At 63.9% G+C, this 22,113-nt stretch carries 21 protein-coding genes and 1 pseudogene; 4 read left to right on the plus strand and 18 right to left on the minus strand.

The features are described from left to right. Positions 1-14: 14 nt before the first annotated feature. On the minus strand, positions 15-1,166 hold the full coding sequence (rlmN, locus tag VOM14_RS09375) for a 23S rRNA (adenine(2503)-C(2))-methyltransferase RlmN (RefSeq protein WP_327628425.1): 1,152 nt from the start codon (positions 1,164-1,166) through the stop codon (positions 15-17). Positions 1,167-1,326: 160 nt separating this feature from the next. Continuing rightward, on the minus strand, positions 1,327-1,752 hold the full coding sequence (gene ndk / locus VOM14_RS09380; RefSeq protein WP_134455646.1) for a nucleoside-diphosphate kinase: 426 nt from the start codon (positions 1,750-1,752) through the stop codon (positions 1,327-1,329). Positions 1,753-2,099: 347 nt separating this feature from the next. On the opposite strand from ndk, the gene VOM14_RS09385 reads away from it, so the two are divergent. Next, entirely contained in the window at positions 2,100-2,798 is a 699-nt protein-coding gene (locus tag VOM14_RS09385; protein ID WP_327628426.1) for a Bax inhibitor-1/YccA family protein, read from the plus strand. Positions 2,799-2,939: 141 nt separating this feature from the next. Here the strand turns inward: VOM14_RS09385 and VOM14_RS09390 are convergent, their stop codons facing one another. The 10 genes from VOM14_RS09390 to VOM14_RS09435 form a co-directional block, all read right to left on the minus strand. Beyond that, positions 2,940-3,713, minus strand: coding sequence for an MBL fold metallo-hydrolase (locus VOM14_RS09390; protein ID WP_327628427.1), 774 nt, complete (start codon positions 3,711-3,713; stop codon positions 2,940-2,942). A 7-nt stretch (positions 3,714-3,720) separates the two neighbouring features. Then, positions 3,721-4,860, minus strand: coding sequence for an outer membrane protein assembly factor BamC (gene bamC, locus VOM14_RS09395; RefSeq protein ID WP_327628428.1), 1,140 nt, complete (start codon positions 4,858-4,860; stop codon positions 3,721-3,723). Positions 4,861-4,995: 135 nt separating this feature from the next. Further along, the gene (gene dapA, locus VOM14_RS09400) at positions 4,996-5,943 is read right to left on the minus strand and encodes a 4-hydroxy-tetrahydrodipicolinate synthase (protein WP_327628429.1); all 948 of its coding nucleotides are present in this window, start codon (positions 5,941-5,943) and stop codon (positions 4,996-4,998) included. A gap of 43 nt (positions 5,944-5,986) precedes the next feature. After that, complete coding sequence (locus VOM14_RS09405; RefSeq protein WP_327628430.1) at positions 5,987-6,598, minus strand: class I SAM-dependent methyltransferase; 612 nt, start codon at positions 6,596-6,598, stop codon at positions 5,987-5,989. 17 nt (positions 6,599-6,615) lie between these two features. After that, positions 6,616-7,818 carry a tryptophan--tRNA ligase gene (locus VOM14_RS09410; RefSeq protein ID WP_327628431.1) on the minus strand — a complete coding sequence of 401 codons (1,203 nt, stop codon included), beginning with the start codon at positions 7,816-7,818 and terminating at the stop codon, positions 6,616-6,618. A gap of 6 nt (positions 7,819-7,824) precedes the next feature. Then, a complete protein-coding gene (locus tag VOM14_RS09415; RefSeq protein WP_327628432.1) occupies positions 7,825-8,487 on the minus strand; it encodes a site-2 protease family protein in 663 nt (220 codons plus the stop codon). 47 nt (positions 8,488-8,534) lie between these two features. Then, positions 8,535-9,170, minus strand: coding sequence for an L-threonylcarbamoyladenylate synthase (locus VOM14_RS09420; RefSeq protein WP_327628433.1), 636 nt, complete (start codon positions 9,168-9,170; stop codon positions 8,535-8,537). Between the two features lie 159 nt (positions 9,171-9,329). Further along, on the minus strand, positions 9,330-10,160 hold the full coding sequence (locus VOM14_RS09425; RefSeq protein WP_327628434.1) for a 3',5'-nucleoside bisphosphate phosphatase: 831 nt from the start codon (positions 10,158-10,160) through the stop codon (positions 9,330-9,332). 130 nt (positions 10,161-10,290) lie between these two features. Continuing rightward, positions 10,291-11,175, minus strand: coding sequence for an alpha/beta fold hydrolase (locus VOM14_RS09430; RefSeq protein WP_327628435.1), 885 nt, complete (start codon positions 11,173-11,175; stop codon positions 10,291-10,293). An 81-nt stretch (positions 11,176-11,256) separates the two neighbouring features. After that, positions 11,257-12,183 (minus strand): ferritin-like domain-containing protein, encoded by a 927-nt coding sequence (locus VOM14_RS09435; RefSeq protein ID WP_327628436.1) that lies wholly within the window; start codon positions 12,181-12,183, stop codon positions 11,257-11,259. 229 nt (positions 12,184-12,412) lie between these two features. Here VOM14_RS09435 and VOM14_RS09440 point away from each other — a divergent pair, with 229 nt between their 5' ends. From VOM14_RS09440 to VOM14_RS09450, 3 genes are all read left to right on the plus strand, one after another. After that, positions 12,413-12,937: a gamma carbonic anhydrase family protein gene (locus VOM14_RS09440; RefSeq protein WP_327628437.1), complete on the plus strand. Its 525-nt coding sequence runs from the start codon at positions 12,413-12,415 to the stop codon at positions 12,935-12,937. Between the two features lie 74 nt (positions 12,938-13,011). Further along, positions 13,012-13,962 (plus strand): Hsp33 family molecular chaperone HslO, encoded by a 951-nt coding sequence (hslO, locus tag VOM14_RS09445; RefSeq protein ID WP_327628438.1) that lies wholly within the window; start codon positions 13,012-13,014, stop codon positions 13,960-13,962. Between the two features lie 109 nt (positions 13,963-14,071). Continuing rightward, entirely contained in the window at positions 14,072-14,452 is a 381-nt protein-coding gene (locus VOM14_RS09450; protein ID WP_327628439.1) for a hypothetical protein, read from the plus strand. A 111-nt stretch (positions 14,453-14,563) separates the two neighbouring features. Here the strand turns inward: VOM14_RS09450 and ftsB are convergent, their stop codons facing one another. The 6 genes and pseudogenes from ftsB to VOM14_RS09480 form a co-directional block, all read right to left on the minus strand. Next, positions 14,564-14,995 carry a cell division protein FtsB gene (ftsB, locus tag VOM14_RS09455; RefSeq protein WP_327628440.1) on the minus strand — a complete coding sequence of 144 codons (432 nt, stop codon included), beginning with the start codon at positions 14,993-14,995 and terminating at the stop codon, positions 14,564-14,566. A 115-nt stretch (positions 14,996-15,110) separates the two neighbouring features. Beyond that, positions 15,111-16,394: a phosphopyruvate hydratase gene (gene eno / locus VOM14_RS09460; RefSeq protein WP_327628441.1), complete on the minus strand. Its 1,284-nt coding sequence runs from the start codon at positions 16,392-16,394 to the stop codon at positions 15,111-15,113. A gap of 181 nt (positions 16,395-16,575) precedes the next feature. Then, entirely contained in the window at positions 16,576-17,430 is an 855-nt protein-coding gene (kdsA, locus tag VOM14_RS09465) for a 3-deoxy-8-phosphooctulonate synthase (RefSeq protein WP_327628442.1), read from the minus strand. Then, positions 17,427-19,100, minus strand: a complete 1,674-nt coding sequence (locus tag VOM14_RS09470) for a CTP synthase (RefSeq protein WP_327628443.1) — start codon at positions 19,098-19,100, stop codon at positions 17,427-17,429. Before VOM14_RS09470 ends, kdsA begins: the two co-directional genes overlap by 4 nt. Positions 19,101-19,220: 120 nt before the next feature. Continuing rightward, positions 19,221-20,024, minus strand: a complete 804-nt coding sequence (locus VOM14_RS09475; RefSeq protein ID WP_327628444.1) for an alpha/beta fold hydrolase — start codon at positions 20,022-20,024, stop codon at positions 19,221-19,223. Positions 20,025-20,216: 192 nt separating this feature from the next. Beyond that, positions 20,217-22,046 (minus strand): annotated as a pseudogene (locus VOM14_RS09480) (DNA internalization-related competence protein ComEC/Rec2); the annotation flags it as partial. Positions 22,047-22,113: the final 67 nt, after the last annotated feature.

The raw sequence follows: 22,113 nt of genomic DNA on the forward strand, positions 1-22,113 counted from the left end.
GCGCCGCCCGCCGGCTACACGGCTCGAACCTCGATGACCTTCGCCGCCTTCCCGGTGCGCTCAGCAAGGCGCGTGCGGTCTTTCACCGCTCCGGCCAACTGACCGCAGGCAGCATCGATATCATCGCCGCGTGTTTTACGCACTGTGGTGACGACGCCCGCATCGATCAACACCTGTGCAAACCGCTTGATCTGTTCCGGCTTCGAGCGGATGAGGCCCGATTCGGGGAACGGGTTGAACGGAATCAGATTGAATTTGCAGGGGACGTCGCGCGTGAGCGCCAGCAGTTCGCGCGCTTGCGCTTCGCTATCGTTCACGCCGTCGAGCATGCAATATTCGAAGGTAATGAAGTCGCGCGGCGCGACTTTCAGATAACGCTGGCAAGCTGCCATCAACTCGCGCAGCGGGTATTTCTTGTTGAGCGGCACCAGCATGTCGCGCAGCGGATCGCTCGGCGCATGCAGCGAAACCGCCAGCGCAACCGGAAGATCGGCGCCCAGCCGGTCCATCATGGGCACGACGCCCGAGGTGGACAGCGTGACGCGCCGACGCGACAGGCCGTAGGCGTTGTCGTCAAGCATCAGGCGCATGGCGGGCACGACCGCGTCGTAGTTCAAAAGCGGCTCGCCCATGCCCATCATCACGACGTTGGTGACGACGCGCTCACCCTTGCCGTCGCCGCCCATTGCACGGCCGCCGGCCGCGCCAAGCGACGCGCGCAGCGCGAATTCGGCCATGCGCAACTGGCCAATGATTTCGCCCGTTGTCAGGTTGCGGGAAAAACCTTGCTTGCCGGTCGAACAGAAACGGCAGTTCACCGCGCACCCCGCCTGCGATGAAACGCACAGCGTGCCGCGCGTTTCCTCGGGGATGAACACCGTTTCCACTGCGTTGCTGTTGCCGACGTCGATCAGCCACTTGCGTGTGCCGTCGGTAGAAACGTGGTCGCTGACGATGCCGGGCATCGTAATCGTGGCGCGACCTTTGAGCTTTTCGCGCAAGGACTTCGCGAGATCGGTCATGCCGTCGAAGTCGGGAGCGTTGTACTGGTGAATCCAGCGCTGCAGTTGCTTGGCGCGAAACGGCTTCTCGCCCAGGCTGTCGCAATAGGCGACAAGCGCTTGGGCGTCGAGATCGAGAAGGTTGACGGAGGGACTGCTCGTCATATCGAATCCTGCCATTTCAGTGCGAGACTGAGTTCATGCAACAAGCTGCATGCACGCAATGCCGTTCGCGCCCATTCCTGCTGCTTTTACCTTACTACTTTGCCCGGCGATTCGTGCGATAAAACGGATCGGCTGCACCAATCGCCGCGGCAATCGCGACTTAGCGCGAATAAACGTTCACTTGCGGGAAGAAGAACGCAATTTCGACAGCAGCCGTTTCAGCCGCGTCCGAACCGTGAACCGCGTTGGCGTCGATGCTGTCAGCGAAGTCGGCGCGGATCGTGCCCTTTTCTGCCTTCTTCGGGTCCGTTGCGCCCATCAGATCGCGGTGCTTCAGGATCGCGTTCTCGCCTTCCAGCGCCTGCACGACCACCGGACCCGAGATCATGAATTCAACCAGATCCTTGAAGAACGGACGCGCGGCGTGCACGGCGTAAAACTTCTCAGCGTCGGCGCGCGACAGATGGACCATGCGCGAAGCCACGATCTTCAGACCAGCGTTTTCGAAACGGCTGTAGATCTGGCCGATCACGTTCTTGGCCACTGCGTCCGGCTTGATAATGGACAGGGTGCGTTCGATCGCCATAAAAACTCCAAAAAATTAAGAGGTTACAGATTCAAATGAATCCGCTATTGTAGCATGTTCCCGTGTATGATTGCGATTGAACCCTTACAGCACTGAAAGACTCCAGGCAGGAGTTTTTGAATGCTGGTAGCGTAGGTCGTGTGGGCGTTTTCAAAGCATCTCTCAATGCATGTTTCCGTCTACGAGGGGCATTGAAACTCTCACCCGCCGCGCCAATCTTAGGAACGAGTAGTCCGCGACGAGCGGCAAGACGGCGCCCAAAAAAGCCTTCAGCGCGGCCCGCCGCGCGCACGCTGGATAACCCGCTGAAAACTTCACGCAACACGCTTCTGACGTAAGGAGAGACCATGAACGATCATCCGTATAGCTTTGGCCGCACTGGCGCGGTCAGCACGGTCGAAACGCGCAACCGCGTGCTACGCAACACCTACTGGCTGCTGGCGCTGTCCATGATTCCGACCGTGCTCGGCGCCTGGGTGGGCCTCACCACCGGTTTCACGCTGTTCGCCGCCACCAGTCCCGCCATGAGCCTGCTGGCGTTCTTCGCGATCGCCTTCGGCTTCATGTTCGCCATCGAAAAAACCAAGAACAGCTCTGCAGGCGTGTTCGTGCTGCTCGGCTTCACGTTCTTCATGGGCCTGATGCTGTCGCGCATTCTGGGCTTCGTGCTGGGTTTCTCCAACGGCCCGTCGCTCATCATGCTCGCGTTTGGTGGCACCGGTGTGATCTTCGCGTCCATGGCGACCATCGCCACGGTCAGCAAGCGCGACTTCTCCGGCCTCGGCAAGTGGCTGTTCATGGGCGTGGTCGTGCTGCTGCTGGCTTCGGTGGCGAACGTGTTCCTGCATCTGCCGGCGTTGATGCTCACGGTTTCCGTCATGGCGATCGTGATCTTCTCGGCCTACATGCTGTTCGACGTTCAGCGCGTCGTGAACGGCGGTGAGACGAACTACATCACGGCTACGCTTGCGATTTATCTTGACCTGTACAACGTGTTCGTCAACCTGCTCGCGCTGCTCGGCATTTTCGGCGGCAATCGCAATTAAGTGTGACATCTGAAGCCGGAAGGCGGACGCGGCGTTGCAAAACGCCCGTCGCGTGGAAAAAAAGCCCATAACGAGCAGTCGTTATGGGCTTTTTTTTGTTGCGCCGCCGCCTGAAGCGTCAAGGCACCGCTGCGCGGACGTTCAGAGGCTCAACCACGCAAAACCATCCGCTTGCGACGCCACCACCACTTCGGTCGGCGCGGCGCCTAGCACCCCGGCCACCGCTGCCTGCGCCAGTTCGGGCAGATTATTCTGCTGGCTCAGGTGCGCGGCAACGAGATGGCGCAGACGGGAGCGATCGAGCGAGGCCAGAATTTCAGCCGCCGCGTCGTTGTTCAAATGCCCATGATTGCCGCCGATGCGCGCCTTGAGCGATTGCGGATAGCGACTGCCGGCCAGCATCCGCAGATCGTGATTGCATTCGAGCACCAACGCGTCGCAGCCGCTCAGCACGGCGCTGATGTGCGGTGTGGACGTGCCCACATCAGTCAATACGCCAAGGCGGCTTGCGCCATTCGAAAACACGTATTGCAACGGCTCGCGGGCGTCGTGGGGAACCGTGTACGGAAGAATGCTCAGGTCGCCGATCGCCACCGCTTCGTCGCCCCACAGCACTTGCAGATCGACATCGGCTTCGTCGGCGCCCACCGCGCGGGCGGTGCCCCAACTCATGTACAGCGGAATCGACCACTTGCGGGCCAGCGTCAGCGCACTGCCAATGTGGTCGCTATGTTCGTGGGTGATCAGAATAGCGTCGAGGCCTTCGACGCTCGCACCGAGGCGCGTCAGGCGCCGCTCGACTTCCTTGGCCGAAAAGCCGCAGTCGAGCAGCACCCTCGTGGTGGTCGCGCCACTCTGCGCCTCCACCACCAGGGCATTGCCTTCACTGCCGCTGCCAAGACTTGCGAATCGCACAGCCTGCTTAGTTCAGTTGCGCGTGCAGGAGCGTCACGATGCGCTGCGCGTCTGTCGAATTGTCGATCTGCCCGTTTGCGTCGAGCACGGCGACCTGCGTAACTGTTTCGCCCTTCGACCGGACGTTCACGAGAAACTCCTGCCCCGGTTTCTTCGACGAATTGCCGCTGTAGAACAGCTTGCCGAGAAGCCCTTCTTTCTTCAATTCCTGCATCGAATCCGCGTAGCGCACGTAGTAGATGCCCTTCGCGCGATCGCGGTTGTCGACCGTGAAGTTGGTGCGGTCGAGCGCCAGGCCCACGCGCAGCCATGCACGATCGAACGATTCCTGCAGATCGAGCGTGGAAGCGCCCGCGTTCTGCTCGAGTTTGGCCGGCGCCGTAGCCGAGCGCGCTTCCGTCAGCAATTGCTTGGACTGCTTTTCAGTCAGGCCGAATTTTTCCATCAACTTGGCGAGGAACAGCGCCTCCAGCGCCGGATCGCGCGGACGCTCTTCCCAACGCGACGACGTCTTGTCCTGCCCGGTCAGCATTTCTTCCATTGCGCTGTGCGAGACAGAAATGTCCGTCGTATCCGACGGACCACGCGACACCAGCGTGCGGAAACTGTCCCGCGTGCCGGACGAATAAGCGAAGTCGATCACCTTGCCCACGGTACGGCGGAACCAGTCGTCCGGAATATTGGCGCGGTTCTCAGCCCAGTCCGTCACCATGATGCCGGTGGCCGGCGCGTCGGTCTTCAGCGCGAAGCCGTTTTCCTGCCAGAACTCCTGCAATTGCGGCCACAGTTGTTCCGGCGTACGGCCGTCGACCACCAGCCAGCGGCGATCGCCGTCGCGCTCGATGTGCATGCCATACGGGTCCTGCGCGTTCGGCTGGCCTTCCGTCGAGTTGCCGGCGGCCGTGACCGCGCGCTGCGTGGCGCCGCCCAGCGCCAGATTGGCCGGCGGCGCGACGTAGCGCTGGTCGGTCGGCGTGGTGGTCAGGTCGCCGGGAACGGCGAGCGGCGGCGCGCTGCCCGCGCCCTTGTAGTTCACGCGATCGGAGGCGAACCAGTCGTTCAGGGTGTCACAGCCGGCGAGCGTCACCAGGGCAAGCGTCAGCGCCGCCATGCGGGTTGCGTGGAGGGAAAGTGCGGAACGTTTCATGAGGTCCTTCGTGATGCTGGAACGCGGTGCCTGGTTCTGTGTGCCGGGAACGTGGGCTGGATCGACGTCGGTTAAGGGAATGCGAAGGGAATGCGAGTGGCGACGCGAGCGCTGACGGAGCAGCGCTGCGCCCGCCTAGCCGAGCAGACCCGCTTCGCGCAACGCGCCGCGCACCACTTCGTGGTATTGCGCGTCGAGCGGCGTGAGCGGCAGGCGGATTCCGCCCTGCACACGACCCAGTTGCTGCAGTGCCCATTTCGCCGGAATCGGATTCGATTCGACGAACAGGTTCTTGTGCAGCGACAGGAGTTTCAGATGAATCTCGCGCGCGGTCTTTGCGTCCGCCGCCAGCGCGGCCTTGCAGAGTTCGCTCATGGCACGCGGCGCGACGTTCGCGGTGACCGAAATGTTGCCGTGGCCGCCGAGCAGCATAAGCGCGATCGCCGTGGGATCGTCACCGCTGTAGATGCCGAAGTGCGCGGGCGCCGACTTGATCAGATGCGCGGCGCGATCGATATTGCCGGTTGCTTCCTTCACGCCGATGATGCCCGGCACCTGCGCACAACGCAGAATCGTCTCGTTGCTCATGTCCGCGACCGTGCGGCCCGGCACGTTGTACAGAATCACCGGCAGATCGACGGTTTCGGCGATCTTCGCGAAATGGCGATAGATGCCTTCCTGGGTCGGCTTGTTGTAGTACGGCACGACCTGCAGCGTGGCGTCGGCGCCGACTTCCTTCGCCTCGCGGGTGAGTTCGATTGCTTCCGTGGTCGAATTGCCACCCGAGCCGGCGATCACCGGAATCCGGCCCGCCGTGTGCTCGACCGCGGTTTTGACCATCAGCACGTGTTCTTCGACCGACAACGTGGCCGACTCGCCGCTCGTGCCGACCACGACGAGCGCATTGGTGCCCTCGGCGATATGCCAGTCGATCAGTTTGCGGAACGCCGGCAGATCGAGGCTGCCGTCTTCGAGCATCGGAGTGATGATGGCAGGAATGCTGCCGCGAATCTGAACGCCGTCGTTGGCCGAGTTGCCGCGCGGGGTGCCGGCTTGAGTGCCGGACTGGATGCCGTTAGTCATGAAACGCCATGAATTTGAACAGGTAAACCGCGATTGTAGCGGATTAGCCAGCCAACTCGTAACAAGGCGGGGGGGCCGCCTGCGCGGGGTCGGCTGAACGCTCCACCTCCAGAACCGCGCAGATGCGCTGGACGTAAGCCGGGCGTGGCTGCGCGAGAAAGCCGTCCTGAAACGCGACCACCCGCAAGTGGCCGCGCACGACGTCGAGCAGTTCGCCGGGCGCGAGCAGAAACGCGGGATTAGAGGGCTTGCCGACCCTTTCGTTTCCTTGCGCGAACGTCTCGTAAACCAGTACGCCGCCGGGCGCGAGCGAGCGGATCAACTGCGGAAAGAGCGGCCGATGCAGGTAGTTCGTGACGACCACGGCGGCGAACCGCGCGTGCGCGGGCATCGGCCACGGCGCGCCTTCAAGATCGGCGAGGAGCGTCGTGATCAGCGGCGTAAGCAGCGGCTCGCCGGCAAGCGCGCCGAGCGCCGCCGCGTCGCGGTCGATCGCCGTCACGGGATGACCCCGCGACGCAAAGAACCGTGCGTGCCGCCCCGCGCCCGACGCGACGTCGAGCACCGCGCCGCCGGCCGCGACGAGATGCGCCCAATGACGGACCCAGCGCGACGGCTCGCCCAGTCCGTGAAGTGAGGCGGCGGCAGTGCTCATGGCGTGCGAGCGGCCGCTCAGTTGTACGACAGACCCATTGCCTCGCGAACGTCGCGCATCGTTTCCGTGGCGAAGCGGCGCGCCTTGTCGCAGCCGTCGGCGACAATGGCACGCAGCAGCGACGGGTCGTCCATGTACTTCTGCGCGCGCTCCAGCATCGGCTGCTGCTCGCGCAGAATGCCTTCGATCACCGGCTGCTTGCATTCGAGACAGCCGATGCCCGCCGAGCGGCAACCCTTCTGAACCCACTCGTGGGTGGTTTCGTCCGTGTAGACCTGATGCAGTTGCCACACCGGGCACTTGTCCGGGTCGCCCGGATCAGTGCGGCGCACCCGAGCCGGATCGGTCGGCATGGTGCGCACTTTCTTCGTGATGGTCTCGGCATCTTCGCGCAGACCGATCGTATTGCCGTACGACTTCGACATTTTCTGGCCGTCCAGCCCCGGCATGCGCGACGCTTCGGTCAGCAGGACCTGCGGCTCGACCAGAATGATCTTGCGCGAGCCTTCAAGGTAGCCGAAGAGCCGCTCGCGGTCGCTCATCGACAGGCTTTGCGATTCCTGCAACATCGCGCGCGCCTGTTCGAGCGCTTCGTCGTCACCTTCCTGCTGGTACGCGTTGCGCAACTCGTGATACAGCTTCGCGCGCTTGCCGCCGAGCTTTTTGGCGGCTTCGTTCGCCTTCTCCTCGAAGCCCGGTTCGCGGCCATACAGGTAGTTGAAACGGCGCGCGATTTCACGCGTCATTTCGACGTGCGGCACCTGGTCTTCGCCGACCGGCACGAGCGACGCGCGATACAGCAGGATGTCCGCCGCCATCAGCACCGGATAACCGAGAAAGCCGTAGGTGGAGAGATCTTTCTCCTTCAGCTTCTCCATCTGCTCCTTGTAGGTCGGCACGCGTTCGAGCCAGCCAAGCGGTGTGCTCATGCCGAGCAACAGCGACAGTTCCGCATGCTCGGGCACGCGGCTCTGGATGAACAGCGTGGCCTGCGCCGGATCGATGCCCGACGCGAGCCAGTCGATCAGCACTTCCCAGACGTTTTTCTCGATGACCTCGGGCGTCTCGTAGTGCGTTGTCAGCGCGTGCCAGTCGACGACGGCGAAGAAGCACGGGTATTCGGACTGGAGCCGCACCCAGTTTTTCAGCACGCCGTGATAGTGGCCGAGGTGCAGCGACCCGGTGGGCCGCATGCCGGAGAAGATACGGTCTGGGAACATGGTTATTTAGAAAAGCGAAACAAGTGGAGTCAGAATTGCGGTGATCGCGCGGTAGCCGAGCATGACGAGCGGGCTCAGCCAGTAGCGCGTCAGCGTGCCCGTCATGACCAGCGCCATGACGATGAAAAAGCCATACGGTTCGAGGCGCGACAGCGTGATGGCTTGCCGCGGCGGCAAAAGCGCCATCAGCACGCGGCCGCCGTCGAGCGGCGGCAGCGGAAAGAGATTGAGCACGCCGAGCACGAGGTTGACGCCCACGCCCGCCGCTGCCATGCGCGTGAAGAACGGTTCGTCGACTGCCATGACGGCGAGCCCGACGCCGAACAGGCCCCAGATGAGCGCCTGCACGAAATTACACGCCGGACCCGCTGCGGCAACCCACAGGCTGCCCCAGCGCGGATTGCGCAGGTTGCCGAAGGCGACCGGCACCGGCTTGGCGTAGCCGAACATGAACGCGCCGCTGGTGGCGAAGTAAAGCAGCAACGGAATCGCGATCGTGCCGAGCGGATCGATATGCCGCATCGGATTGATGGACACGCGCCCGAGCACGTAGGCGGTGTTGTCGCCGAGCCAGCGCGCGACGTAACCATGCGCGGCCTCGTGCAGCGTGATCGCGAAAATCACCGGCAACGCGTACACCGCGATGGTTTGTATCAGGGAAGAATCCATAACTCGCTATTGTAACAATGCGATTGCGTCCATCTGTCCGCTTTCGCTCATGCCGTCTCTTCGAGACCGAATGGCGCGAGAGAACCGCGCCCTGCCCGCACCAGCACCGGCTGCTCGCCGGTCAGATCGATCACCGTGGAAGGCTCGCACACGCAAGCGCCGCCGTCGATCACGAGATCCAGTTGCTTTTCCAGACGCTCGCGGATGTCCTCGGGATCGTTCAGCGGCGCCGTTTCGCCCGGCAGGATCAGCGTGGAGCCGAGCAGCGGTTGGCCGAGTTCGCCGAGAATCGCGAGCGTGATCGCGTGGTCCGGCACGCGCAGACCGATCGTCTTGCGCGACGGATGCGACAGGCGCCGCGGCACTTCCTTGGTCGCCTGCAGCACGAACACGTACGGCCCCGGCGTCACCGATTTGATCAGCCTGTACTGGCGGTTGTCCACCATCGCGAAATTCGCCAGCTCCGACAGATCGCGCACCAGCAGCGACAGCAGCTGCTTTTCGTCGAGCCCGCGAATCCGGCGCAGCCGCTCGACCGCCTGCTTGTCGTCGAGATGGCAGGCGAGCGCGTAGCTCGAATCGGTGGGCAACGCGACTACGCCGCCGTCGTTGATGATCTGCACGGCCTGCTTGACGAGGCGCGGCTGCGGATTGTCGGGATGAAGCCGAAAGTATTGGGACATGGCGGCTATCGGTCTATCGGTGACTACGGACGAACGGCAAGTGAACCCGCGCAGCCGGCCTTGCAAGCACCCGGACCTGACATGGGATGAATGAGCGCACGACGCGCGCGCGAACGCGCGGCCTTCGCGCGTGACGTGCCGCGTCGGCACGGCGCGCGTTCACAGCCAGCGTTCCCAGACGGGCTTGAGATCGGCGGGAAGCGGCGGCAGGGAGCCGAGTTCGACACGGCCCTCGCCGGGCGCGTGAAAGTCCGACCCGCGCGATGCCTCGAAGCCGAAGCGGCGCGCGACGTCGGCGTATTCGCGGTATTGGTCGGGCGTGTGGCTGCCCGTCACGACTTCGATCGCCTTGCCGCCGAGGTCGATAAATTCGGCGAAAAACGCGTCGAACTCGACCGGCGAATACGCGTAACGGCCAGGGTGCGCAATGATCGCCTCGCCGCCCGCGGCCTTGATCCAGCCGACGGCGTCCGCGAGCCTGGACCAGCGGTGCGACACGTAGCCCGGCTTGCCGTCGCCGAGATAACGGTTGAACACGTCTTGCGTGGAACTGGCGTAGCCGTTTTCGACCATGAAGCGCGCGAAATGCGTGCGCGAAATCATGTCCGGATTCGACACGTATTTCAGCGCGCCTTGATACGCGTCGGGAATGCCGAGCGTGGCCAGTTGCTCGCCGATCGCTTCGGCGCGAGCGGCGCGCCCGTTACGCGTGCGCGCGAGCCCGTCGATCAGCACGGAACTGGTCGGATCGATGCCGAGCCCGACGATGTGCACCGTGCGCGCCGCCCACGTCACCGAAATTTCGACGCCGCTCAGGTAGTCCATGCCGAGTTCCCCGGCCGCGCCGCGCGCTTCCTGCTGGCCGCCGAGTTCGTCGTGATCGGTCAACGCCCACAAGGTCACGCCCCCGGCATGCGCACGGCGCGCGACATCGGCCGGCGCAAACTGGCCGTCGGAAACGGTGGAATGACAGTGGAGATCGGCGTTCATCATCGTGTGGAGAAAGTTCTGCAGCCATTTTACTGCAACGCAGTAAGTGACCGCAGGGCAATCTCTCGCCGCGACTTCCCGGGCCGGGGTTCTCCCCGCCGGCGCTTCTCCGCTTGCGTTTTTCCGGCTGCTACGCGCAGAAGCCCTCGATCAGCGCCGCCACCTGCTCCGGCTGATCGTGATGCACCATATGCCCCGCTTCCTCGATGATTTTTTCGCGCCAATCCGGGAACGCCTGGAAACGCGCCTTGAATTCATCGAGCGGAATCTCGCCGGCAAGCATGGCGAGTGTCGGCGAATGCGCGGCTTCCACGTGCAGCACTTTCGCGCTGACCTTGCGCCACACAGCCATCACCTCGTCGAGCCGATAGAGCGTTGGGCCGCGCAGCTTGTGCGCCGGGTCCGCTAGCAACATGAGACGCCCCTCGCCGTCCGGCTTCGACCAGTGCTGCGCGAGAAACTGCGCACGGGCCGGCGCGAGCCGCGGATTGGTCTTGATCAGGCGTGCGGCGACGTCGTCGAGCGACGCGTAGTGCCTCAGTCGCGGCGGCTCGCGCAATTCGTCGAGCCAGTTTTGCAGACGCCTCGGTGCCTGCGCCGGATGCGACGGCGCGAGTCCGAAACCTTCCAGATCGACCACGCGCCGCACCCGCTCCGGCCGCGCGCCCGCATACAGACAGACGATATTCGCGCCGAGACTATGACCGACCAGGTTCACCTGGCCGCTCGGCGCATAGTGATCGAGCAACGCTTCGAGATCGGCGAAGTAGTCCTGGAACCAGTAGTTGCCGCCGCCGCTTTGCGCGACCGGCCAGTCCGACAGGCCGAAGCCGCGCAGATCCGGCGCGACGATCTGCCAGTCGCCGCCGAGCGCATCGACGACGAACTGGAACGACGCCGCGACGTCCATCCAGCCATGCAGCATGAACAGCATCGGCGCATCGGGATTGCCCCAGCGCCGGACATGCAGACGGATGCCGCGCACGGCAACGAATTCAGACCGGGATGTATTCATGATCGGACGCACAAAAAGAATGGTCGTTCGATTATAACGAGATAAGGAAGCGCCGCGCGACGGCGGATGCCGAGCAAAGTCTCAGTCCGTCGCGGCGGAAGGCGCTGCGCTGTCGCTGTCGCTGTCGAGACCGGCGCGCGCCACGAGTTCGGCAAGCTCGGTCTCGTCGAAGCCGGCATCGCGGCGCGCTTCGAAATTGAACGGGCCGCGCAGTTTCGGCGCGTGATACTGCGCGGCGAGACGCGTGTAGGTGAGGTGCGGATCGACGCAGGCCTTCTCGCACAGATGGCGGAACCAGCGATTGCCGATCAGCACATGGCCGATTTCGTCGCGCAGGATCACGTCGAGAATGTCCGCCGATGCAAGGTCGCCCGCCTGCTGCAAACGCGCGCGGATGGGCGGCGACGCGTCGAGGCCGCGCGCTTCCAGCGTGCGCGGCACGAGCGCCATGCGCGCGAGCACGTCGCCACTGGTGCGCTCGCACATGTCCCAGAGGCCGTCGTGGGCAGCAAAATCGCCGTACGCGTGACCGTATTCAGCGAGCCGCGCGGTCAGCAGCGAGAAGTGATACGCCTCTTCGGCGGCGACTTTTAGCCAGTCGGTATAGAAAGCAGCGGGCATGCCGGCGAAGCGCCAGACGGCATCGAGCGCGAGGTTGATCGCGTTGAATTCGATGTGCGCGAGCGCGTGCAGCAGGACCGCGCGCCCTTGCGGCGACTGCATGCTGCGCCGCCCGAGCCGGCGCGGCTCGACCAGTTCCGGCCGCGCGGGCCGGCCCGGCAGTCCCGGCGGTTCATCGAGCACGACATCTGCGGGACACGCAAAGCTGCCGTCGAGCACGGCCGGGTACAGCGCGCGCGCCGCGCTCGCCTTGGCAACAGGATCGACTTCGCGCAACGCGGCCAAGGCGGCCGTGCGCGCGCAGAGCGGCTGGCTCGCCGCTTCAGGCACGGACGGAGCCGACAAAGCGCACGACGCAGAGGAAGCAGGTGAAGCGGCAGACATCATGGAAGGCAAAATCGGCGAAGCCAGTAAAAGGACGTGTTAGCGGCGAATGTTAGCCACGATGTTAGCGGCGGCACGCTATTCCGCGGCGAGCGGCACAACCACACAACCGTTTACAATACTCGATTCGACCATTCAGGGCGGCCGACAGGCAGACGAAGCCGCACAAACCGGCGCAATCCGGCGCAATCCGGCGCTCACCGACGTCCGGCGACCATCAAGAGGAGACACCGTGACCATTTACAAGCTGGGCGACGCCGCCCCGACCATCCATGAAAGCGTGTTCGTCGCGGATTCGGCGACGATCATCGGCAACGTGACGCTGGAGGAAAACTCAAGCGTCTGGTTCGGCGCGACGCTGCGCGGCGACAACGAGCCGATCATGCTGGGCGCGGGCAGCAATGTGCAGGAAAGCGCGGTGCTGCACACCGACCCCGGCTTTCCGCTGACGATCGAGCCGAACGTGACTGTCGGCCATCAGGTGATGCTGCACGGCTGCACGATCAAGGAAGGCTCGTTGATCGGAATTCAGGCGGTGGTCTTGAATGGCGCGGTTATCGGCCGCAACTGTCTGGTCGGAGCGGGCGCCATCGTGACCGAAGGCAAGGTGTTTCCCGACAATTCGCTGATCCTCGGCGCGCCCGCAAAAGTGGTGCGCGAATTGACCGAGACGGATATCGCCAATATGCAGCGCGGCACGGCAAGTTATGCCGAGCGCCGCGAGTATTTCAAGGCGCAGCTCGTACGCATCGGCTGATCGGCCGGGCGCGCGGCGCGCACGGCGCGTGCACGGCATTTTGCCGGGCCGCGCCATTCGAGAGAGGAAAAGTTGTGAGTGACCAGTTGCAAAAATTCATGTTCAGCGCGGCGCCGGTGCGCGGTGAAATCGTTTCCCTGCGCAATACCTGGCAGGAAGTGCTGACCCGCCGCGAATATCCGGCGCCAGTGCGGACGATTCTCGGCGAGATGATGGCCGCGTGCGCGCTGCTGTCGGCGAATCTCAAGTTCGACGGCACGCTGGTCATGCAGATTTTCGGCGACGGCCCGGCCAAGATGCTGGTGGTGCAATGCAGCTCCGATCTTTCGATGCGCGCCACCGCCAAGCTGTCCGGCGAAGACGGACAGATGATCGACGACACGTCCTCGATGATCGAACTGATCAACGCGAGCGGCCACGGCCGCTGCGTGATCACGCTCGACCCGCGCGACAAGAAGCCGGGCCAGCAGCCCTACCAGAGCATCGTGCCGCTCTCGGGCGCGAATGGTCCGCTCAACTCGATGGCGGAAGTGCTCGAGCACTATATGCATCACTCGGAGCAGCTCGACACGCGTCTGTGGCTCGCGGCGAATTCCGAGCGCGCGGTCGGCATGCTGCTGCAAAAGCTGCCGGGCGACGGCGGCATCCTCCCTCATCCGGGCGAACTGGATGCGGATACGTGGGAGCGCGTCTGCACGCTCGGCGGCACGCTGTCGCAAGACGAGTTGCTGAAGGAAGAGCCGGAAACGGTGTTCCGCCGTCTTTTCTGGCAGGAAAACGTTCAGCATTTCGAGCCGGCCACCGCGCGTTTCGAATGCTCGTGCTCGCGCGAAAAGGTCGGCTCCATGCTGAAAATGCTCGGCCGCGACGAAGTGGACGGCGTGCTCGAAGAGCGCGGCCACGTCGAGATTCACTGCGAGTTCTGTAACCAGCGGTACGAGTTCGACCCGGTCGACGTGGCGCAACTTTTTCTCGCCAACGCACTCTCACAGGGTGTGACGCCGGCTGCGGAGCAGCGGCACTAGAGCGCGGCTTGCGTGCGGCGTGCACCTGCCGGTGCGCGCCGCATTTGTTGCAGTCCACGTTTTATGCAATCCACGTTTTATTTAGGCATCCGACCGATCGAGGCCGAACATGAGCACTCCTACTTCGCTGCGGCGTCCAGCACGCACGTTTGCCGTGCTGGCGGCACTCGCCGGGATCACTGCGTTGACGGGCTGCATGATGGACCCGCCGGGGCCGTCGCCCATCTATAGCCGCCTGCCCGCCGATCAGTCGGGCATGAGCAGCGCCGCTCAGCCACTCACGCGAGCCGAGCGCCAGCGCTATGACGCCATCGACCAGCAGGTCATGGCCGAGCAGAATCAGGCCATTGCCGCCGAAAACGCCGCGCAAGCGTGGTCGCGCTACTACAGCCCGCCCGTCACGGTATACGGCAGCTATTACGGCGGCGGATGGGGACACGGCTGGGGTACGGGAGTCGGCGTGGGTTACGGGCCGTACTGGGGCTGGTGATGGGCTGAGCGGGCGAATCCTCGCAAACAGAAGTCCAACACTTCATATGAAAAAAGGCGCGATCGGAAGACCGCGCCTTTTTTGCGCCTGCGCATTGAATCGCTTTCGGATTCAGTGCGCAGGCTTTTTGTCCTTCGCAGCCTTGCCGCCGTGCTTGCGCTCGGGCTTCGCGCGCGATTCAGGATTCGGCACCATATGCAGCGGCGCAGCCGACACTTCGCCGCGCGTAGATGTGGTCGTGGAAGGCGCATTCGCGGTGGGCAACGGTGCGTTCGGCGACACGAACTGCACGAACACCTCGCCGTCTTTGACCATGCCCATTTCGTATCGGGCACGTTCTTCGACGGCAGCGGTGCCGTTCTGCAAGTCCTGCACTTCGCCTTGAATGCGCTCGTTGCGCACCTTGGAGTCGGCATTCTTTTGCACCTGCTGAGCGAGTTGCTGCTGCAGCTCGTGCACGCGCAACCAGCCGCCGTGGCCCCACCAGAGCGGGTACTGGATCAACACCAGCAGAACGATCAGGACAGCAGTGACGAGCCGCATGAAGTAAGCACAATAAATACGCGCCGCCCTGCGCTAAACGCAGGGCGGCGAGGTCAATCAGAAACGAAGGATAACCGGCTCATCGGTCAGCGCTGGCCAACTGGCCACCGACAACCTAGCGCAGATTGTAAAACGCCGACTTGCCCGGATAGCTGGCGATATCGCCGAGGTCTTCTTCGATACGCAGCAGCTGGTTGTACTTCGAGATGCGGTCCGAACGCGACAGCGAACCCGTCTTGATCTGGCCGGCGTTCAGGCCGACGGCGATGTCCGCGATGGTCGAGTCTTCGGTTTCGCCCGAGCGGTGCGAGATCACGGCCGTGTAACCCGCGCGCTTGGCCATTTCGATTGCCGCGAAAGTTTCCGTCAGCGTGCCGATCTGGTTGATCTTGATGAGGATCGAGTTGGCGATGCCCTTCTCGATGCCTTCCTTCAGGATGCGCGTGTTGGTGACGAACAGATCGTCGCCCACGAGTTGGACCTTCTTGCCGAGCTTGTCGGTCAAGAGCTTCCAGCCTGCCCAGTCGGACTCGTGCATGCCGTCTTCGATCGAAACGATCGGGAACTTGTCTGCGAGCGTCGCGAGGTAGTCGGCGAACTCGGCCGACGACAGTTGCAGGCCTTCACCGGCCAACTGGTACTTGCCGTCGTGGTAGAACTCGCTGGCCGCGCAGTCGAGCGCGAGCAGCACGTCTTCACCAGCGCGGTAGCCGGCTTTCTCGATGGCTTGCAGGATGGTCGACAGGCACTCGTCGTTGCTGCCGAAGTTCGGCGCGAAGCCGCCTTCGTCGCCCACCGCCGTGCTCATGCCGCGATCCGACAGGATTTTCTTCAGCGCGTGGAAGACTTCGGCGCCGCAGCGCAGCGCTTCGCGGAAGGTCGGCTGGCTGACCGGCACGATCATGAATTCCTGGATGTCCAGGCTGTTGTTCGCATGCGCGCCGCCGTTGACGATGTTCATCATCGGGACCGGCAATTGCATCGCGCCCGAGCCGCCGAAGTAGCGGTACAGCGGCAGGCCGGCTTCTTCAGCGGCGGCCTTTGCGACGGCCATGGAAACCGCCAGCATGGCGTTCGCGCCGAGGCGCGACTTGTTGTCGGTGCCGTCGAGTTCCAGCAGCGTCTTGTCGAGGAAAGCCTGCTCGGAAGCGTCGAGGCCCATGATCGCCTCGGAGATTTCGGTGTTGATGTGCTCGACGGCTTTCAACACGCCCTTGCCGCTGTAGCGGCCGGTTTCGCCGTCGCGCAGTTCAATCGCTTCGCGCGAACCCGTGGACGCGCCCGACGGCACCGCGGCGCGGCCCATCGTGCCCGACTCGAGCAGCACGTCGCATTCGACGGTGGGGTTGCCCCGCGAATCGAGAATCTCCCGACCGATGATATCTACGATAGCACTCATGGTTTCCTCAAGAAATGACGATAAATTCTTTACTGTGACACGTACGGCACTAGCCGGTCTCCCCGGCCAACTGCTTGCGCGCCGATACGTTCGACGACTCCTGCGCACATTCGCCGCGTGCTTGCCGCAGTGACCGCGCTCATTATGCGCGCGGGCCATGACACGCCGCGAATGCGTTGAATCAGTTGAAATCGCTTTCGAGGAACGGCGCGCGCTTGACGGCCTGATCGAGCGTGACGAGCGTCTCGAGCAGGTCGGCCATGCGGTGCAGCGGCACGGCGTTCGGGCCGTCCGACTTGGCCTGCGCCGGATTCGGATGCGTTTCCATGAAAAGACCCGCGACGCCGACCGCCACTGCCGCACGCGCCAGCACCGGCACGAATTCGCGCTGACCGCCCGAACTCGTGCCCTGGCCGCCCGGCAATTGCACCGAATGCGTGGCGTCGAACACGACCGGCGCGCTGGTTTCGCGCATGATCGCGAGCGACCGCATGTCCGACACGAGATTGTTATAGCCAAACGACACGCCGCGCTCGCACGCCATGAAGCGGTCTTCGGAGAGACCCGCTTCACGTGCCGCGTCGCGCGCCTTGTCGATCACGTTCTTCATGTCGTGCGGCGCGAGAAACTGGCCCTTCTTGATGTTGACCGGTTTGCCCGAACGCGCGCACGCATGAATGAAGTCGGTTTGACGGCACAGGAACGCAGGCGTTTGCAGCACGTCCACCACCGAGGCGACCTGTTCGATTTCGTGCTCGGCGTGAACGTCGGTCAGCACCGGCAAACCGAGCTGACGCTTCACTTCCGACAGAATGCGCAGACCTTCGTCCATGCCCAGACCGCGGAACGACTTGCCGCTGCTGCGATTGGCCTTGTCGTACGACGATTTGTAGATGAACGGAATGTTCAGCTTCGCGCAGATTTCCTTCAGGCGGCCGGCCGTGTCGATCGTCATCTGTTCGGATTCGACGACACAGGTGCCCGCGATCAGGAAAAACGGCTTGTCGAGCCCGATTTCGAAATCGCCCAGTTTCATGCTTTCTCCCCGACTTCGTTCGCGACGCGCGACTGCTGATGCGCGAGCGCTGCCTCGACGAACGACTTGAACAGCGGATGGCCGTCACGCGGCGTGGACGTGAATTCCGGGTGGAACTGCACGCCGACGAACCACGGGTGCATGCTGCGCGGCAGTTCCATCATTTCCGGCAGATCTTCACTCGGGGTACGGGCGCTGATGATAAGGCCGCCCGCTTCGAGTTGGGGCACGAAGCGGTTATTGACTTCATAACGGTGACGGTGACGCTCGTTCACATCTTTACCGTAGATTTCTTCGGCCATCGTGCCGGGCCTGATCGGGCAACGTTGCGAACCGAGGCGCATCGTGCCGCCAAGATCCGATTCTTCCGTTCGCTTTTCGACGCGGCCTTCGCGGTCGTACCACTCGGTGATCAGCGCGACCACGCGGTTTTCGGTTTCCTGATCGAACTCGGTGCTGTTCGCGTTCTTGAGACCGACCACGTCGCGTGCAAATTCGATCACGGCGAGCTGCATGCCGAGGCAGATGCCGAGATACGGCACTTGCGCTTCGCGCGCATAGCGGATCGCGGCGATCTTGCCTTCGGTGCCGCGACGGCCGAAGCCACCCGGCACGAGCACCGCGTCGAGATGCTTGAGACTTTCGACGCCGTGCGCCTCGATCTCTTCCGAATCGATGTATTCGATATTCACGCGCGTGGACGTATGCATGGACGCGTGGCGCAGCGCTTCGATCAGCGACTTGTACGACTCGGTCAGATCGACATATTTGCCGACCATGCCGATGGTGACTTCGTGCTTCGGATTTTCCAGCTTCTCGACGAGATCGGACCACATGGTGAGGTCCGCAGCCTTCGGCGTGAGCTTGAGTTCTTCGCAGATGATCGCGTCGAGACCCTGATCGTGCAGCATCTGCGGAATCTTGTAGATGCTGTCCGCGTCCCACACGGAGATCACGGCGTCTTCCGGCACGTTCGAGAACATGGAAATCTTCGCGCGCTCGTCGTCCGGAATGCGGCGGTCGGCGCGGCACAGCAGCACGTGCGGCGAAATACCGATTTCGCGCAGCTTCTGCACGCTGTGTTGCGTGGGCTTGGTTTTGAGTTCGCCGGCCGTGGCGACCCAGGGCACCAGCGTGAGGTGCACGAAGCATGCGCTGTTGCGGCCCATGCGCAGGCTCATCTGACGCGCGGCCTCGAGGAACGGCAGCGACTCGATGTCGCCCACCGTGCCGCCCACTTCGACGATGGCGACATCCGGCTCGCCGCACGTGGCCGAAGCCGCGCCGCGCTCGACAAACGCCTGGATTTCGTTCGTGATATGCGGGATCACCTGCACCGTCTTGCCGAGATAATCGCCGCGGCGTTCCTTGCGGATCACCGATTCGTAAATCTGGCCCGTAGTGAAGTTGTTGGCCTTGCGCATCTTCGTGCTGATGAAGCGCTCATAGTGGCCGAGGTCGAGGTCGGTCTCCGCTCCGTCTTCCGTGACGAACACTTCGCCGTGCTGGAACGGGCTCATCGTGCCGGGGTCGACGTTGATGTACGGATCGAGCTTGAGGAGGGTGACTTTAAGACCGCGCGATTCGAGGATCGCGGCGAGGGAAGCGGCGGCAATACCCTTGCCGAGGGAAGATACTACGCCGCCGGTGACGAAAACATATTTGGTCATCGCTGGATGCTCGCGGGAAAAACGGATTATACCGTAAAGCAGGGTCTCAACCCAGCGAAATGCGAGCGGCCCGGCGCGCCTGCCCGCCGTCCAGATCAGCCGTGATTGTCGGGCGCAGCGTCAGGTACGGCGCTCCAGTTCGCGCAACATCCGCTGCACGGCGCGCGCGGTCTCGATCGGCTTTTCCATCGGAAAGAGATGGCTGCCCTCGATCCATTCGACGTGGCCGCCGGTCGCGCGGCGCGTGGCGCTCAAACCGGCCTGACGGATTTCCTTCGAGCGCGTGCCGGCGATGAACCCGACCGGCACCGGCGCGCCGCGCGCCAGCCGCGAACCGAGCGTGTGCGGCAAGGTCCGGTAGATCTGATATTCGGTGCGGCGATCGAACGCGAGACTTCGCGCGCCGTCGTGCGACACCTGCGGAATGCCGAAGTCAATGTAGTCGGACAGCATGCGTTCGTCCCAGCGCGCGAACGCCGGCTTGGAATGGAAATGGCGCCATGTTTCGTCGCGGCTCGCCCACTGCGTGCGTCGCGTGCGGGTAGCGGCCGCGGGCGAAAGCCGCTCATCGAGTCCCGTCCATTGCGACACGCGCAGCATGCTGCTGCGCCAGCCGGCGATTACCGGCGAATCGAGCATCACCACGCCCCTCACCCACTGCGGTTTTTTCAGCGCGGCCATCAGCGACAGATAACCGCCGAGCGAATGCCCGACGAGCCACACGGGCTGCTCATACGCGCGGCCGATGTCGTCGAGCAATTGCTCCACGAGATGCGGCCAGTCCTGCGTGACCGGATAGCGCGGGTCGTGCGCGATGCGTTCGATGTGACGCACTTCGTAGTCGTCGGAGAGTTCCGCGAAGATCGTCCGGTAAGTCGACGCCGGAAAGCCGTTGGCGTGCGAAAAGTGAATGATATTTTTCAACTGCGGTTATCTCCGTTCTGTTTATCGCGCGGCGGCGAGCGAAGCTTTGCAGTGTTGGCCTCGCGCTTTGCGGCGCTCTTTCTGTTCCGATGCCGTCAGCGGTTTTGCCTCGTGCCGCGCGCGCTTTCTTCATGCTTTTTCTTTGGCTTTTTTCTTTGGCTTCTTTCTGTGCGGACGCGATCCGCAACCGGTTCAACGATCCATCCAGTAACGCCGGTGCGTGTCGCGATAGCGCTCGATCGTAAGCGCGGCGCGAGGCGTCTGCGCGCTTCGCCGGGCGGCGAAATCCGGATCGATCTGGACGCGCACGGCGCCGTCGGCATCGCTGCGCCCCAGTTCGATCCGCCGCGCCGAATAGCGCGCCCACACGCCCGCACTAGGGTGATGAAACCGGTTGCGATAGCCTACCTGAAATAGCGCGACGAGCGGATCGATAGAATCGAGGAACGGCTCGGTCGATGAGGTCTTGCTGCCGTGATGCGGCACGACCAGCACCTGCGCGCGCAAGCTCTCGCGATCGCGCGCGAGCAGCACGCGTTCGGTGGGCGCCTCGATGTCCGCGGTCAGCAGCGCGGCGACGCGTGTGCCTGCGGGTTCACGATTCGACTCGTCACGCCCGGCCGACGCCGTGGCTGTGGCCGTGACCGACTGCGTGGCCGACCCCACGCCCGGCAACGCGCTCACGCGCAGCACGCAGCAATGCGCATTCGGCTTGCCTTGCAGCGGCCCGGCGTCGGGCCAGAGCATGGCGAACTCGACGCCGTCCCACTGCCAGCGCTGCCCCGCCGCGCACGGCAGCGTTTCGGCACCATGTTGCCGAGCATTCGTCCACAGCGCATTGGCCGGCGGCAACGCCGCCACCATCTGACGAACCTCGATAGCCTCCAGCACCGCCGGCGCGCCACCCGAGTGATCGGAATCGGCATGACTGACGACCAGCGTGTCGAGCGCGTTCACGCCGTGCGCCCGCAGAAACGGCACGACCACCCGCTCGCCCGCGTGAGTGGATTCCGGCCCGGGCCCGGTGTCGAACAGCAGCACGTGATGCGCCGTCTCCACGAGCACCGACGTGCCCTGGCCGACGTCCAGCGCGGTCAGCCGGAAACCGCCCGCTGACAACCCGGACGGCGCGGGCGCGACGAGCGGCAACCAGGTGAGCGGCGCGGCCCAGCGCAGCGGCCAGCCGCGCGGCGCGAGGCACCAGAGCACGCCGGCCGCGGCGGCGGCCAGCGTCCATGCGTCCGGTTGCGGCAGCCACCAGAGCAACCAGCGCGGCCCCGACATCGTCTGCAACGCTGCGAGCATCATGTCGAGCAATGCATGGGCTAGTCGCAACGCGTCGGCATCGAGCGGCGCGGGCAACACGACGCCCGCCAGCACCGACGGCGTCACGAGCAGGCTCACCCACGGAATCGCGAAGGCGTTCGCAAGCGGCCCGATCAGCGGAATCTGCGCGAACCAGTAAGCGGTGAGCGGCGCGAGCGCGAGCGTCACCGCGAGCTGCACGTGCGCCGCGCCGCGCAGACGTTCGACGAACGCGCGCGCGCCGCGCATTGCATGTGCGCTCAACCGCGACAGAGCGCCGGGCGCGGCGCCGGTTTCGTCGCGCGCTTGCGTGTGTTGTTCGTGATTCTGCGCACGCGGCCGTCCCGATGTGGCAAAGAGAATCGCCGCCACCGCGCAGAACGACAACCAGAATCCCGCCGACACGACCGCCCACGGATCGATCAGCAGCACGAGCCCGAGCGCCCACGCAAGCACGGCCGAGCGCACGAGATTGCGCCCGCTCACATAGGCGAGCGCGACGACGCCTGCCATCCACAATGCGCGCTGCACGGGCACGTTGAAGCCGGCCAACGCGGCATGCAATGCGGCAAAGCACGTGCCGGCCATCACCGCGACGATCTGCGCGGGCAGCCACAGCGGCCAGTTGCGACCGACCCAGCCCGAGCGCCGCCAGAAGGCGCCCGCGAGCCAGGCCGCGAGACTCGCGGCAAAGCCGATATGCAGACCCGAAATCGCAAATTTGCGGTTATGAACACATATCAGCTTGCTACAATCCGAAGCTTTTCTGCCATACGCTGGATCA

Source organism: Paraburkholderia sp. MPAMCS5 (genome assembly GCF_036016995.1).
Lineage (GTDB): Bacteria > Pseudomonadota > Gammaproteobacteria > Burkholderiales > Burkholderiaceae > Paraburkholderia.